Genomic DNA, 15,708 nt, shown 5'->3' on the forward strand with positions numbered 1-15,708 from the left:
AACAAATACTTACAAAGAGGAAAAGAGTCTCTGCTCTTTAGAGGTGACTTATCGAGTAGCAGCCTATTTAGATCACTCTTTGTCTTCTCATTCACTTCTCATTGTGCATAAGAATTTTTGAACTACAGAGTACATAGAGGCGCTTCGCGCTTCACAGAGAAAAACCAATACTTACAAAGAGGAAAAGAGACGCTGCGCTATATAGGTAAAAACTAATTGGCTTAACTAGTATCTCATTGTCTTCTCATTCACTTCTCTTTGTGCATAAGAATTTTTGAACCACAGAGATCACCGAGGCGCTACGCGCTGCACAGAGAAAAACAAATACTTACAAAGAGGAAAAGAGTCTCTGCTCTTTAGAGGTGACTTATCGAGTAGCAGCCTATTTAGATCACTCTTTGTCTTCTCATTCACTTCTCATTGTGCATAAGAATTTTTGAACCACAGAGGACACCGAGGCGCTTCGCGCTTCACAGAGAAAAACCAATACTTACAAAGAGACGCTGTGTTTTAGAGGAAAAGAACTAATTGGCTTAACTAGCATCTCATTGTCTTCTCGTTCACTTCTCTTTGTGAATAAAAATATTGGAACCACAGAGGTCACCGAGGATGCTTCATTTAATATAAGCATTCTTATCAAGGTGTTACGTTAACTATTTTTGATAATAAGAAACGATACATAGACAAATAATTGTTCCAAAGACCGAGATTAAGTGCGCAGCTCCAATAACTTTATCGATAGGCCGTGCGTACTTTGCTACAAAACGACCATCAAATAGTGGTGTTGGGATTCTTGAACGCTCAAAAAACATAGCAAATATATAAAACGAAACGCTTGCGCCGATGCCTTTATCCCAACCAGGCGGAGATACTCCATCTTTTTCCATATGCTTATCTATATACTTAACTGATACTCTATAAAACAGCACTCCTGAAGCAAAAGTAACTACTGTAAATATCAGTAATGAGTATCCAGCAAAATGAGATAAAGGCATTAAAATGCACCTTCAAATATAGGTTTCCTATCATAGATGTTTTCAGAAACTTTCTTAGAGAATTTGTTCATTTGTATGCTTGCAGTTAGTCCAGCAATTAAACTCAAGCCAATTGCAACCACCCAACCATAAGGTGTAAGTATTAAAACTGAGCTAAGTGCAGTTGTTAGAACTGTACCTGTGTAAATACCTACTGCTGTTGAAGCCCCAAAACTAGCTAGCTCTGTTGATAAACTTCGCTGCCAGTCCTTATTGTTTTTATAGTCGTTGTAAACTTTGTTAGCTCTAAACGCACCATCAAGTAAAATCATGCCATTTCCAAGCCAACGCCCGGTATTCTCAATTCGCTTAATTTTATTGAATTCAGCGGTGCTACTTATATCGAGCTTGGCAGAGTGCCTTGCTGATTTAGCGATATTGATTCCGCGATTCGGATTAGACCAAACCGTGCCACGACGGCTTGCACGGTTTACACTCATAAAACGTTGCAATTCTGCACGAAACTGACCGTTCAGCTCTTTGAATATACTGAATGCTTTTTGTTCTAATGCAACCATGTGATACTTGGGCATTCCTGATTTATGAGCCATGCGAATATCTCTTAAAGCGGCTTCATATTTGTTGGCATAAGTGGCGAACTTTGAGCTACGAGCCTGAATTGATGTTGCTCCAGCCCCTACAATTCCATGTGTGTTTTCAGCCAAAAATGGCATAACCTGATTTTGAAAATCAGAGATTGCCATAAGCGTTTCACTGCCAAAATCGCGAAGCATGTATGCAATGTTCCGGCGGGATTGCGCAGGTAATAAATCAAATTGACGAACTATACTTTGTTGTTCATTAGTAGGTGGAGTGTAAGAGTCTGAGTATTCTCTTCGCCATATATAAGGTGTGCCTGAAGTGATAACTTGGTTTTTTATATGGTTATTGTCTTTAGTAAAGGTGTCTTCTTTGTCTTCTTTACATTTCACAAATTCAGCTGTGACTGAATCAATACAAATTCTAATTTCTAATGCCATAAGTAGTATCCATACTAATTAATCATCCTTACTTGAAGGTTATCTTTATCACTGTAGTGAGTCAATGAAGAATAAATAAAATGGGTACATGTTATGTGGCAAATAATTTTAGCTAATGGTTTTTTCGTTCACTTCTTTTTGTGCAAAAAATATTGGAACCACAGAGGTCACCGAGGCGCTGCACAGAGAAAAACAAATACTTACAAAGAGGATAAGAGACGCTGCGCTTTAGAGAAGTAAGTTTTTATATCTCATTGTTTTCCTCTGTGCACTCTATGTCCTCTGTGGTTAGAGAAAATCTAATATTTCTATGAAAATATACTGGCAGTAAATACGATAACTCCTCAATGCCTTCTCATTCACTTCTCTTTGTGCATAAATAACCTACAGTAAATAAATGCCTGTTTGACACTATGTAAAACGGCAGCTACATATTTTCCCTATAGTTTTATACTTTTAACTCAACAACATTGCACAATTGGCAATTTACTAGCACTATTAAGTATTAAGAAGACTTTAGTCTGAGGTAAGCATGCACGACAAGCAAACTCATTGCCAGCCAACAGGTTGCAATAACTGTAAAGACAAATTAGAACTTGGTTTTGATTTTACAATGGCTTTTCAGCCAATTATTGATTGCACCGATAAACATATTTTTGGCTATGAGGCTTTAGTTAGAGGGCCTAATAATGAGTCGGCTTATTCTGTTATCTCACAAGTTAACGATGAGAACCGTTATACCTTCGACCAGCTTTGTCGTATTAAAGCTATTTCGCTTGCAGCTAAGCTGAAGCTTGATTCTATTTTGAGTATTAACTTTTTACCTAACGCGATTTACAAACCTGAGCGCTGTATTAGAACAACCCTTGAAGCTGCTAAGCAATATGACTTTCCGGTAGAACAAATTATGTTTGAGTTTACCGAGGTTGAAAAGGTTGAAGACAGTACGCACATCAAACGTGTTGTTGAGTATTACCAATCACTCGGTTTTATTACCGCAACCGACGACTTTGGCTCTGGGTATTCTGGTTTAAATTTATTGGCTGATTTTCAGAGCAATATTATTAAGCTCGATATGGAGCTGATACGCGATATTCACCTAAATAAAGCACGCCAAATCATAGTGAACCATTGCATTGCTATGTTTGAAGAACTTAACATCACCGCCCTTGCCGAAGGCATTGAAACAGTTGAAGAATATCAATGGTTACGCCAAGCCGGCGTGAGTTTAATGCAAGGGTATTTCTTCGCCCGCCCAGGGTTTGAGAGCCTGCCAGAAGTTGATTTTAGTAAGTTGGGGTAAGTCGATTAAGTCGTTAGATGTCAGGCATGCTGCGGGGTTGGTTAGTTCGAATGTTTTCTCTGCAATGACAACTCTGCAGGAGTTATTGTAGGAGGTACTTTAGTGCCGAATCGAACTTAAAAAAGAGCGGTCAGCTTTCAGCGATCAGGCGCGCGAAACAAGTTTCACGCCTACGGTGAAGACATTTGGTGCTAGGCTCTAGGACGCGATGTAAATTCGCTGGTTTCTTGTATCTCACATCTCGTCACTCGCACCTTTCCCCTTTACTCTTTCTCCTTAAAACTCGCTAACTTAAAACACTTCCCGGCTAAAGCCAGTCCTACGGGGGAAACATTTGGCTCTGGGTGCTAGGCTCTAGGACACGATGTAAAATCGCTGCTACCTGGCATCTCGTAACTTTACTCTTTCCCCTCGAAACTCATAACTCGCAACTTCCCCCACTTTTAGTACCGTTTTTGTGAAAAATAACGACTTATTCGTTGATGTAGTTACAATTTATCTGTAACTTGTGTCGCCCATTTCGCTACGCACGACTATAATATTAAGCGAAATCAACATTTTCATACTAAATACTAGGGATACACAATGAAAAAACTTCCTATTGCATTGGCTCTATGTGCTGCTTTTGTGTCTGCAAACACAATGGCAGAGGTTCGCATAAACGGCTTTGCTTCTATTGTTGGCGGTAAAGCCCTTGACGACGACGCAACTCTTTACGGTTACGATGACGATATTTCCTTTAAAAACGAAAGTATGTTCGCATTACAGCTTTCTGCAGATTTACAAGAAAAGCTAAGCGCTACTGCACAAATTGTGGCGCGTGGTAGTGATGATTTTGATGCTGAGTTTGAATGGGCTTATTTAACTTATGAGTTCAGCGATGAGCTACAAGTAAGTGCAGGTAAAATGCGTGTGCCGTTTTACCGTTATTCAGACTTCTTAGACGTTGGTTACACTTACCGTTGGGTTCGTCCGCCGCAATCGGTTTATAACCTTCCATTTTCAACGTATGAAGGCCTAAGCCTGTTACATAACACGCAATTAGGTGATTGGGATTCAACCGTTCAAGTTATTTACGGTAGCTTCGATGGCAACATTGCTGTGGTATCTGTTAATGGCGATACAGAGCTTAATGATATTGCTGGTATCAACTGGACGATGAGCTATGACTGGTTCAGCGCTCGTGCTGCGTACTTTGTAGCTGATACAACAATTGCAATTGAAAACGACACCGATGCAGGTGTTGCACTTAATGGCCTTGAGCAAACTCTTCGCGCTGCAGGCTTTGTTGATCAAGCTGATGATATTGCTGTAAACGAAGATGACGGTTCTTTCTTCGCTGTGGGCTTTTCAATTGATTACAACGACATTCTATTTGATGCTGAATACACTGAGTTTGAAGTAGAAAACAGTGCTCTTGCTAAACAAACTCAATACTACACGTCTGTTGGTTACCGTATGGATGAGTGGATTGTGCACTTAACTTACGAAAATAACGACGACAAACACGATAGCAACCGCTACAACGCACTACCTGCAGTACCAGCTTTAAACGCAGGTATTAATCAGGTGCTTGAAGGCGTTAGAGCAAAGAGCAACGTGTATACCATTGGTACGCGTTATGACTTCCACCCATCAGCTGCATTGAAAGTAGATTTCAGCCGCTTTAAAGATGACATTTCAGATACAGAAACCGACGTTGTTGCTGTTGCTGTTGATTTAGTTTTTTAATTGGAGTTAATAATGAAAAAATTATTAATCGCTACAGCAATGACTCTTTGCTCGCACGCTGCATTTGCTGAGGTTGCTGTTATTGTAAATCCTGCAAATGGCAATGCTATTGATGAAGGGACAATCAAAAAGATTTACCTTGGCAAGACAAAATCGTTTGACGATGGCACTAAAGTAAACCCGGTAAACCAAGACGGCAACAGCGTAAGCGATGAGTTTAACGATAAGGTGGTTGGTAAGTCAGGCAGCCAGCTTAACGCTTATTGGTCAAAACTGGTGTTTACTGGTAAAGGTACTCCGCCTGAGAAACTAGCAAACGATCAAGCTGTTATTGATTTTGTTGCAGCCAACGGCGACGCCATTGGTTATATCGATGCAGCAAAAGTAACTGATAAAGTTAAAGTAGTAGGTACTTTTTAAGTCCTTACTTTAGTTAATAAAAAACCAGGCAGTGCCTGGTTTTTTATTCGCTTAAATTACTCGACTTTAAATTTAGCTGTGGCGTCGAGTAACGAATCAGACAGGTAATGAAGGTTCTTCGCTACATCACGTACCGCCGACAATGAGTCCATTGTTTCTTCAAACGACATATGCATATTCGACACGTTATCAACAACCATACTAGCAACTGATGTTTGCTCTTCGGTAGCTGCGGCGATTTGCGAATTCATACCGTTAATTTCTAAAATCTGCTCAGAGATTTTATCAATCGACTGCCCTGTATTTTCTGCTGCTTCGGCATTGTTTGTGGCCATATCTCGGGCTGAGTTCATTGCATTTACCGCATGGCTTGCTGCGGTTGTCAACGTTGAAAGCAGCTCTCTGATTTCGTTGGTTGAGTGCGATGTTCTTGATGCAAGCTCACGTACTTCATCTGCTACAACAGCAAAGCCACGGCCTTGTTCACCTGCACGCGCAGCCTCAATAGCCGCGTTTAGTGCCAGTAAATTGGTTTGCTCTGCAATCGAAGTAATGACGTTTAAGATCTGAGTCACATTTTTAGTGTCATTTGCCAGCTGGTTAATTGTTGAAGCCGCTTGGTTTATTTCTTCACTTAATGTTTTTGACTCAGTAACAGAGCGCTGTATTTGCGTTCTGCTTTGCTCAACTTCGCGCTCGGCTGTTTGCGCAGCTTGTGATGCATTTGCCGCTGAATGTGAAATATCAGCAACACTTTGACGCATTTCTTCCATCGACTGCTTAACTATTTCGGCATCGGATGTTTGTTTCGTTGTAGCACGCTCAGCACGTTCCATACCTTGCACAAGTCGGGTTGAGTTCTCCATTAATGGTTCACACACAGCTATTACCTCAAGTACCGAGCCTTTTAATAGCTGAATAAACGCATTGAAGTTAATTGATACCTGACCAATTTCGTCTTTAGCGTGTACTTCAAGTTGTGTGCTTAACGAACCTTTACCGTCAGCTAATAAACGTAAGTTATCTGCCGCAGCACTAGCAGATGAGCCAATTCCACGGGCAATCCAAATTGAGGTAACCACCAATAAAATAAGTGATACAACAGACACAATAAGCATTAAGTTTAGTGCGTTGTCTGAACGGGCTTTAGTTGCTTGTACAAGTTCAAAAAAGCGGTCGTCTGCGCGGGTTTGTGCACGTTTAAATCCCGCTAAAACAGCTTCATATTGCTGTGTTTTTTGCTGTGCTTGCTGTTGAATTTTACTAAAGTCAGCGGTGCCGTTGATCATTGAAGTGGCAATACTCGACGAGGTTTGTGCATAAAGCTCTAATTGTTTTTTGGTATCGGCATGCACATAGCTGTCGTTGATACTGATGATATTTTGTAGATTTTCGTTAATCGCTTTATACGTTTGCGCAGCACTATCTACTAAGTCTGACTCACCAAAAGTGACTGCTTGAGTGTATAACTCATCTAGTTTTTCGAGTAATGCTACATTTTCTGAAGTAAGTTTTACTACCTGATAAGACGACTTTTCTAGCTCGTCGAGCGAGACCTTGTTGTCATTCATGGCTATAAAATTGGTTACTACTATGATCACGAATGCCGTTATGGCAATGCATGTTATGGCGTGTATTTTTTTTGTGATGCTCAAGTTATTGAATGAAATACTTGCAGACATTGAATCCACCTTTGCTGTCATATTACTTAGTATTATCGCCCGATTTCCCTAAAGTATTAACTATATTTATATATTTTCAGGTTTTTTTCTTATTTTGTGCCGTTTGTGGGAGGTCTTGTAGGAGGTACTTCAGTGCCGAACCAAAAATAAATAAGAGCCTTCAGCTTTCAGCTCTTAGACGCGCGAAACAAGTTTCACGCCTACGCATGAAACATAGGCGCTAGGACGCGATGTTAAATCGCTGCTACCTAGCATCTCATTACTCGCACCTTTCCCCTTTACTCTTTCTAACTCACTAACTTTCCCCTTGAAACTTTCTTTTTTAATAGCGTTATTAGGGGCTGATCTGTATAATCCGCGGCCTATTATTTACCCTATTGCTTGTTTATTTTCGCAGTTGCTGCGCCCATAACCCTGTCAGTATTTTTCTAGGAATAATTCGTTGATTTCAACCGCTAATATCACCATGCAGTTTGGTGCAGAGCCTCTGTTTGAGAACATTTCAGCTAAGTTTGGTAACGGTAACCGCTATGGTTTAATTGGCGCGAATGGCTGCGGCAAATCGACCTTTATGAAAATTCTAAGTGGTGCGCTTGTGCCAACGTCTGGCAATGTGTCGATTGCGCCGGGTTTAAAGCTAGGTACGCTAAGCCAAGATCAGTTTGCGTTTGAGCAATACACTGTGGTTGATGCGGTGATCATGGGTGATGCAGAACTTTGGAAAGTTAAACAAGAGCGCGACCGTATCTACTCACTACCAGAAATGAGTGAAGAAGACGGCATGAAAGTCGCTGAGCTTGAAAGCATTTTTGCCGAAATGGATGGCTACACGGCAGAAAGCCGTGCGGAAGAAATTTTGATCCAAGCGGGTATTGAGCAAGAGTTTCATTACGGCTTAATGGCAAACGTTGCGCCGGGCTGGAAGCTTCGTGTGCTTTTAGCACAAGCGCTGTTTGCAAATCCTGATATTTTGCTGCTTGATGAGCCAACCAATAACCTTGATATTCACACCATTACTTGGCTAGCTAACGAGCTTAACCAGCGTAAGTGTACGATGATTATTATCTCGCACGACCGTCACTTCTTAAACTCGGTATGTACACACATGGCCGATATCGATTACGGTGAGCTACGAATTTACCCTGGTAACTACGAAAAGTGGATCGAAGCTTCAAGCTTGCAACGCGAACAGCTGCTTGCTGAAAACGCAAAGAAGAGCGCTGAAATTGACGAGCTACAAGAATTCGTAAACCGCTTTGGTGCTAACGCATCAAAAGCAAAACTAGCGAGCTCTCGTGCTAAGCGCATGGATAAAATTAAGCTTGATGAAGTAAAAGCATCAAGCCGTATTAGCCCATCACTTCGTTTTGACGAAGGCAAAAAGATGTATCGCCAAGCATTAGAGCTTACTAAGCTAGGTCATGGCTTTGAGGGTGAAACCCTATTCAGTGGTGGTGACTTATTACTAGAAGCGGGTGCTAAGCTTGCGGTTATTGGTGAAAACGGTGTTGGTAAAACCACCCTATTACGCTGCCTAGTGAATGAATTACAAAGTAACGAAGGTGTGGTTAAGTGGTCTGAAAATGCCAGCATTGGTTATTGCCCGCAAGACAGCAGCAAAGAGTTTGATAACGACTTAACTCTATTTGATTGGATGTCGCAGTGGCGCACCGCTAAGCACAACGATTTAATGGTGCGTGCTATGTTAGGCCGTTTATTATTCACCGCAGACGACGCTAACAAAAAAGCACGTAACTGCTCGGGTGGTGAAAAAAACCGCCTGTTATTTGGTAAGTTAATGATGCAAGACATCAACGTGCTAATTATGGACGAGCCAACCAACCACATGGATATGGAAGCCATTGAAGCACTCAATAATGCATTAAAAGATTACCAAGGCACGCTGATTTTTGTGAGCCATGACCGTGAGTTTGTATCGTCTTTAGCGACTCGGATCATCGATATAAAAGATCAACAGCTTATCGATTTTCAGGGCACGTTTGACGAATATATGGACCATGTTGCGCAACAAGCGCAGTAACCCCTTCCAAGAAAAGGTGAGCAAGATAGCTCACCTTTTTTGTTTACGTTCAGTTACATATTCACTTTACTGAATTACCCATTTTAGGTAACTTAAATTTCTTTGACTTCAATAGAACAATAAATTTAAGGGACCTAAATGAAAAAGCTCCTCAGCGTATCGGCACTGACTCTGGCTCTAACAGCCTGTGGTGGCGGTTCATCAACAGACAAAAAACCAGATGTAAAAGTTGAGCAAAATACTGCGCCTACCCTCTCAGGCTCGCTCACTCTCTCAGCCAAAGCGCTTGAATCAGCTAATTTAGTTGTTGATTTAAAAGATGAGCAAAACGACAGTGTGACAACAACGATTATTGATAAGCCAGAATGGCTGACTGTAACCACCAGCAGTAATCAAGTAACTTTTAGTGCAGAGCCAAGCTTATTCGAAGTAGCCAACCACGCTTTTACTGTGGAAGTCTCTGATGGTAAAGCAAGTAACCAATATACCCTAACCGTTAATGTCGCTGAAAACCGTGCCGCATGGCAACCAATTGAGCTTAGCAATAGCGAAGTAATGGGGAATTGGCAGTCAAGCGATGGCAGCGTAGAGCTGGTATTTGCTACTGAAGATGCCGGGGTGATTGCTCAAAATGGTGAGCTAAGCCGTTTTGATTGGTCGAACCCTGATGTGATTGCATTAAATACCCAAGCGATTGATTGCTTGCATGAATGTAATCAACAAGCCCTTCTTGAAATGGAAGTGTTAGCTAAGCGCGATGACGCTATTCGTGTTGAGCTTTTTAATGTTTCAACCGATAAAGGCGAAGTAGTTACCCTTTATAAATCAAATACAGAGCTTAGCTCTGCGTATTATGTTGATATGGACGACAATACTTTTCACATGGTGAATCATTTAAACACCCAAGGTGAAGAAAGCTATTTTGAAGTATCGATAGCAAGCTATATTCCAACAGCTTCAGGCAGTACCACATCATTCCCTTATGCAGAGTTTTCGGCGACCTTAGAAGGTAAATCGTTAGCGATTAATGGCGACAAATTTATTACGAACAGCTATGCAAATCAGCTAAATAAAGAAGGCTACGAGGTGAATGTAGAGTTTGACCTTAACCTCGTTAATGCCGAAGTGGTTGCGCAGTTCGATGATTTTGCGGTGCTAAAACTGCAACATGTTCTTAGCTATCATGATGAAGCTGACGCTGCGAATATTGTTGAATCAGAAGAGCTAACTGAAGCTATGAAAGTGCAAACGTCGGTTGTTGCATTACAAAAACTGACACCGATTGCGGTACCTGAGCTTAAAGTGGGTAAAACGTATACTGGTCGCTTAAATAATAAAAATTCAGATACAGGTGAAGGATTAACGTTTCGCTATTTACCATCATTTTTCACTATCACTGCCGCCGACACTGCAACGGTAACATTCAATACGTCTATAAGTACCGACTCGTTCAAGTGGCATTACAACTTAGACAATAATGGCGACACCGTTAAGGTAACCGGCAATGGCCTAGATACCAGCTTACAATTTTTCACTCAACCTGATGGTAAAACTCTCATGGTGCGCGAGCGAAATAAAGAAGAGCGTCAGGCTCGCTTAGGGTATGAATTTTTAGAAGTGATTGATGATTCAACCATCACTCTTGATGACTATAAGCACCTATTTAGCTACTTACGTCAAGATTACACCAGCGGCAACCTGAAAACATACTGGTTTATAAATGATGATGGTAAAGGTAGCTTCTATTATGCTGATCAATATGGCCTTGAAAACAGAGCTAACTTTACGCCAAATACCTATTGGCAATTTGAAGCTGATAACAGTATTAGTTTTGCAATGATATCTCAGTGCCCAAGTGCATTTGATTACTCTAGCTGTAAGGATGAGGTGTTAGGCGATGATGAAAATTTATATGCCTCTTTAATTAATTTTAAAATTATTCATAAAGAAGCAGATAAATTCATTTTCGACCGCCTGTTTTGGCAGCGTATCTATAACTACAGCGATAAAGAAGTTGAAGAAAACATATACCAAAACAGTTTTTGGTTAGGGATTGAGAAGTAAAGGAGCTTGCAGCGGTCAGACGCGCGAAACAAGTTTCACGCCTACATGTAGCAGCGGGTTTATCCTGCGTCATCGGCACTAGGGTTTAGGTTCTAGGCGCTAGGACGCGATGTAAAATCGCTGCTACCTCGAATCTCGCATCTCGAACCTCGTAACTTTCCCCTTTCCCCTCGTAACTAAAAAAGGCCACACAGTTAAACTGTGAGGCCTTTGTACTTAACGGAATTTTAGATTAAATATCGAAGCGGTCGGCGTTCATTACTTTCACCCATGCGTCGACAAAGTCTTTTACAAAACGTTCGTTGTTGTCGTCTTGTGCGTAAAACTCTGCGTATGAGCGTAGGATTGAGTTTGAACCAAACACTAAATCAACGCGTGTTGCTGTCCATTTAGTTGCACCTGTGCTGCGCTCAACAATATCGTAAAGACCATTGCTTGTTGGCTTCCATGTGTAAGCCATGTCAGTTAGATTTACGAAAAAGTCTGTGCTAAGTGTGCCTACATTATCTGTAAACACGCCATGCTTAGAGCCGCCGTGGTTAGTGCCTAGTACACGCATACCACCAACAAGAGTTGTCATTTCTGGTGCTGTTAAGCCCATTAATTGCGTACGCTCTAGCATTAGCTCTTCTGCTGAAACCACATAGTCTTTCTTCAACCAGTTACGGAAACCATCGTGAATTGGCTCAAGTACGTCGAACGAGTCTGCATCTGTCATCTCGTCTGTGGCATCACCACGACCAGGCGCAAATGGCACGGTTATATCAACACCCGCCGCTTTTGCTGCTTGCTCAACCGCTGCAGAACCACCAAGTACAATTAAATCAGCGAGGCTTACTGGTTTGCTTAAACCCGCTTGTACTGATTCGAGTGCGCTTAATACTTTAGCTAAACGCTCAGGCTCGTTACCTTGCCAATCTTTTTGCGGTGCTAGGCGAATACGTGCACCATTTGCACCACCGCGATGGTCTGAACCACGGTAAGTGCGGGCGCTATCCCATGCTGTTGCGATTAAGTCTGCTTGGCTTACACCACAGTTAAGTAGCTTGGTTTTAAGTTCGCTAATTTCGCTGTCTGATAATGTATAATCAACCGCTGGGATCGGATCTTGCCAGATCAGATCCTCGCTTGGTACATCGGCACCTAAATAACGTGATTTAGGACCTAAGTCACGGTGCGTTAGTTTGAACCATGCACGTGCAAACACATCACTAAAGTATTCAAAATCATCGTTAAAACGCTCGATAATTTTACGATAGGTTGGGTCCATCTTCATCGCCATATCGGCGTCGGTCATAATAGGATTTAAACGAATTGATGGATCTTCTACATCAACTGGTTTGTCTTCTTCTTTAATGTCGATTGGTTCCCACTGCCACGCACCTGCCGGGCTCTTCTTAAGTTCCCACTCGTAGTTAAGCAGTAAGTAGCAATAGCCGTTATCCCACTTAGTTGGGTGGGTTGTCCATGCGCCTTCGATGCCCGACGTCATGGTATCGCGACCAATACCGCGTGAGTTGTGGTTGTTCCAGCCAAGGCCTTGCTCAAATACATCAGCGGCTTCTGGCTCAGGGCCTACGTTTTCTTCACTACCATTACCATGAGTTTTACCCACAGTGTGGCCACCGACTGTAAGCGCCGCAGTTTCTTCGTCATCCATTGCCATACGGGCAAATGTTTCGCGAACTTGTTCTGCCGTTTTAAGCGGGTCTGGATTACCATTCACCCCTTCTGGGTTTACATAAATTAAGCCCATTTGTACCGCTGCCAATGGGTTTTCCATAGTGTCTGGTTTGGCTACATTTGAATAGCGCTCATCACTTGGTGCTAACCATTCTTTTTCAGCGCCCCAGTAAACGTCTTTTTCTGGGTGCCAAATATCTTCGCGGCCACCGGCAAAGCCAAAGGTTTTTAAACCCATTGATTCATATGCCATATTACCGGCTAAAATCATTAAATCTGCCCAAGAAAGCTTGTTACCGTATTTCTTTTTGATTGGCCAAAGTAAGCGACGTGCTTTGTCTAAGTTAGCGTTATCTGGCCACGAATTTAATGGCGCAAAACGCTGATTACCTGTACCACCGCCACCACGGCCATCTTCTAAACGGTATGAACCCGCTGAGTGCCATGCCATACGGATCATTAAACCACCGTAATGACCCCAGTCAGCTGGCCACCACTCTTGGCTTTCGGTCATTAGATTTTTTAAATCGGTTTTAACGGCTTCAAGGTCAAGAGATTTGAAAGCTTCTGCGTAATTAAAGTCTTTGCCGTAAGGATTCGTTTTGCTGTCGTGTTGATGAAGAATGTCGAAATTGAGCGCGTTTGGCCACCAGTCGGTATTTGATTGAGCGGTGACAGTGTTACTACCATGCATTACCGGGCACTGGCCCGTTTTTCCATTACTCATTATGTGCTCCTCATAAGCTAAAAATATGACGAAATGCTAAAATGCGCTTTTATCCCTTTCGTCATAAAGAGAGATTTTCTAATAGTTATGAATAACTAATAGCGAATAAGTTCCTGTTGTTTAAAACTATAGGAGTTGTACTTTAATAAAGCTAGATCCAGAACATGGTTTTAAATCGATTGCACCGATAGAAAAATCTGATTTGATTCATTTTATAAAACCGTCCATTTTATAAGGGTATTTTTAAACAGCGAGTAGCCCTTATGAAAACCATTAATCCTGACGTTGCTAGACAACTAAGCATTAACTTTTTTATCGCCAATTTACCTATCTTGATGTTAACAGGGCTGGTCGTCGCATCGCTTGTGGGGCTAACCTTTAGAAGCTCGGTGTTGTTTTGGCTAGCGCTGTTAATCACACCATTGAGCATTAATTATTTATATTCTAAAAAACGCATAAAACAGTTTTGCAAAGACAACAAATGCACTGATATTTCTTGCCTTGCTAAGCAAACTGATTAATTTTTAATTTTATTACCCAGTCACCAGATTATTTAGTCAACAACTTGTATAAATATTAATTAGTTATGTGAGTTTTTGCGGCAATTTGAAGGTAACACTAACGCCGTTATCAGGTTTGCTATCGATGCTCACTTCGCCTTGCAGCGCTTGCGTTGCAAGGTTATAAACTATCGACATACCTAGACCACTGCCACCATTGCCTCGCTTGGTAGTGAAAAATGGCTCAAATACCTTGTACATTACATCTTCGGTCATGCCATGACCGTTGTCTTTATAGGTTATGGTGTAGCTATTGGCGTCGTTATCGATGCTTACACCTATATCTATGCGGTTTTGCTCACGGCCAACAAACCCGTGTACACAGCTATTATTTACAAGATTTAAGAATATTTGGCTAAGCGCCCCCGGAACGGTTATTAACGAAAAGTCATCAACACAGTTGATGTTTACTTCAACATTATGACTACGTGTAAGTGGCATTAAGCTATGTAGGATATTTTCAAAGTAATCTTTAATATTGGTTTCGAGTAAATTAAGCGATGATTGATCAACCGCCGTTTGTTTAAAGTCACTGATGAGCTTTGCAGCCCGCTCAAGGTTGGTAAACGATATTTTGATACACTCGTTTAAATGATTCATGCCTTCAAGTAGGGCCGCTTTTGTTAAGGTATTTGAATCTATGTGTTTATTAAGCGTATTTAGCTTATCTTTTGCCGAGCTATTTGCTGTGACTGCGATGCCGATAGGCGTATTTACCTCATGGGCAATCCCCGCAACAAGATTACCCAGTGAAGCCATTTTTTCGGCTTCAATGAGCTTTTCTTGCATTGCGGTGAGTTCTGATAAAGTTTTTTCAAGCGTACGAGTTCGTTCTGCAACACGTTGTTCTAGATGCTGATTGGCACGTTCAAGTTCAGCATTGATACGTTCATTTTCTTGTGCAGACAAGGCTCTGCCATAAAGATCTGCCAAAGCACCGATGAATGAGCATTCATCTTCTGTCCATTGCCGTTTACCACCTATATGCTCACAGCAAAATATACCGATCATTTTTCCTTTATAGCGAATTGGCGCATCGAGCATTGCACCTATATTAAGAGGTGTTAAGTAACTTTCGCTAAATTCAAAGGTGGCAGGGTCGGTATGAGCATCTACTGCGGTAATCGTACGTTGGGTGTCGAGTGCTTTGAAATAGGCAGGATATGCATCACGAGGGAGCACTAACATTTGGATTTCTTTGCCGTTTTCTCTATCGAGTAATAACCGGCATTCAATCTCCGTGTTTTCTTCATTTAACAGCCAGATCCCTGCACGGCCAATTTCTAGGCCATCAAGTACAGCATTCAGAATTAAGCGTTCAGCTAATTCAACATTGCCACTATCAAGATCAGAAGAAATCGATACTCCATACAGCAGTTGGACTAGTTGTTGGCGCATACTCTCACCTTTTAGTTTTACGACTCCTTAAGTCTAGACGAACATTGTGATTCTGACAGAACGAATATAAGTTTTTAAAAACTCA

At 41.6% G+C, this 15,708-nt stretch carries 11 protein-coding genes; 6 read left to right on the top strand and 5 right to left on the bottom strand.

Annotation, left to right across the window (positions count from 1 at the left end; genetic code table 11):
• Window positions 1–653 precede the first annotated feature (653 nt).
• Together NFU46_RS11975 and NFU46_RS11980 are read right to left on the bottom strand one after the other, a co-directional pair.
• Entirely contained in the window at window positions 654–995 is a 342-nt protein-coding gene (locus NFU46_RS11975; RefSeq protein WP_251602142.1) for a hypothetical protein, read from the bottom strand.
• On the bottom strand, window positions 995–2,014 hold the full coding sequence (locus NFU46_RS11980; RefSeq protein WP_251602144.1) for a hypothetical protein: 1,020 nt from the start codon (window positions 2,012–2,014) through the stop codon (window positions 995–997). The genes NFU46_RS11975 and NFU46_RS11980 overlap by 1 nt, the downstream gene beginning before the upstream one ends.
• 532 nt (window positions 2,015–2,546) lie before the next feature.
• On the opposite strand from NFU46_RS11980, the gene NFU46_RS11985 reads away from it, so the two are divergent.
• The 3 genes from NFU46_RS11985 to NFU46_RS11995 all read left to right on the top strand — a co-directional run bounded on the left by NFU46_RS11985 (window position 2,547) and on the right by NFU46_RS11995 (window position 5,468).
• On the top strand, window positions 2,547–3,317 hold the full coding sequence (locus NFU46_RS11985; protein WP_054563209.1) for an EAL domain-containing protein: 771 nt from the start codon (window positions 2,547–2,549) through the stop codon (window positions 3,315–3,317).
• A gap of 585 nt (window positions 3,318–3,902) precedes the next feature.
• Window positions 3,903–5,048: a porin gene (locus tag NFU46_RS11990; protein WP_063703955.1), complete on the top strand. Its 1,146-nt coding sequence runs from the start codon at window positions 3,903–3,905 to the stop codon at window positions 5,046–5,048.
• A 12-nt stretch (window positions 5,049–5,060) separates the two neighbouring features.
• Complete coding sequence (locus tag NFU46_RS11995) at window positions 5,061–5,468, top strand: hypothetical protein (protein ID WP_054563206.1); 408 nt, start codon at window positions 5,061–5,063, stop codon at window positions 5,466–5,468.
• Between the two features lie 56 nt (window positions 5,469–5,524).
• Here NFU46_RS11995 and NFU46_RS12000 read toward each other — a convergent pair whose 3' ends face one another.
• A complete protein-coding gene (locus NFU46_RS12000; RefSeq protein WP_251602146.1) occupies window positions 5,525–7,150 on the bottom strand; it encodes a methyl-accepting chemotaxis protein in 1,626 nt (541 codons plus the stop codon).
• Between the two features lie 442 nt (window positions 7,151–7,592).
• Between NFU46_RS12000 and NFU46_RS12005 the strand changes: the two genes are divergently transcribed.
• Both NFU46_RS12005 and NFU46_RS12010 read left to right on the top strand, forming a co-directional pair.
• Window positions 7,593–9,191, top strand: a complete 1,599-nt coding sequence (locus NFU46_RS12005) for an ABC-F family ATPase (protein ID WP_082874043.1) — start codon at window positions 7,593–7,595, stop codon at window positions 9,189–9,191.
• A 138-nt stretch (window positions 9,192–9,329) separates the two neighbouring features.
• Window positions 9,330–11,255 carry a hypothetical protein gene (locus tag NFU46_RS12010; RefSeq protein ID WP_251602148.1) on the top strand — a complete coding sequence of 642 codons (1,926 nt, stop codon included), beginning with the start codon at window positions 9,330–9,332 and terminating at the stop codon, window positions 11,253–11,255.
• Between the two features lie 232 nt (window positions 11,256–11,487).
• Here the strand turns inward: NFU46_RS12010 and katG are convergent, their stop codons facing one another.
• Window positions 11,488–13,665, bottom strand: coding sequence for a catalase/peroxidase HPI (gene katG, locus NFU46_RS12015; RefSeq protein WP_251602150.1), 2,178 nt, complete (start codon window positions 13,663–13,665; stop codon window positions 11,488–11,490).
• A 263-nt stretch (window positions 13,666–13,928) separates the two neighbouring features.
• Here katG and NFU46_RS12020 point away from each other — a divergent pair, with 263 nt between their 5' ends.
• The gene (locus NFU46_RS12020; protein ID WP_054563202.1) at window positions 13,929–14,186 is read left to right on the top strand and encodes a hypothetical protein; all 258 of its coding nucleotides are present in this window, start codon (window positions 13,929–13,931) and stop codon (window positions 14,184–14,186) included.
• 63 nt (window positions 14,187–14,249) lie between these two features.
• Here NFU46_RS12020 and NFU46_RS12025 read toward each other — a convergent pair whose 3' ends face one another.
• Window positions 14,250–15,623, bottom strand: coding sequence for a GAF domain-containing sensor histidine kinase (locus tag NFU46_RS12025; RefSeq protein ID WP_251602152.1), 1,374 nt, complete (start codon window positions 15,621–15,623; stop codon window positions 14,250–14,252).
• Between the last annotated feature and the right edge of the window lie 85 nt (window positions 15,624–15,708).

Source organism: Pseudoalteromonas sp. NCCP-2140, from assembly GCF_023708065.1.
GTDB lineage: Bacteria > Pseudomonadota > Gammaproteobacteria > Enterobacterales > Alteromonadaceae > Pseudoalteromonas.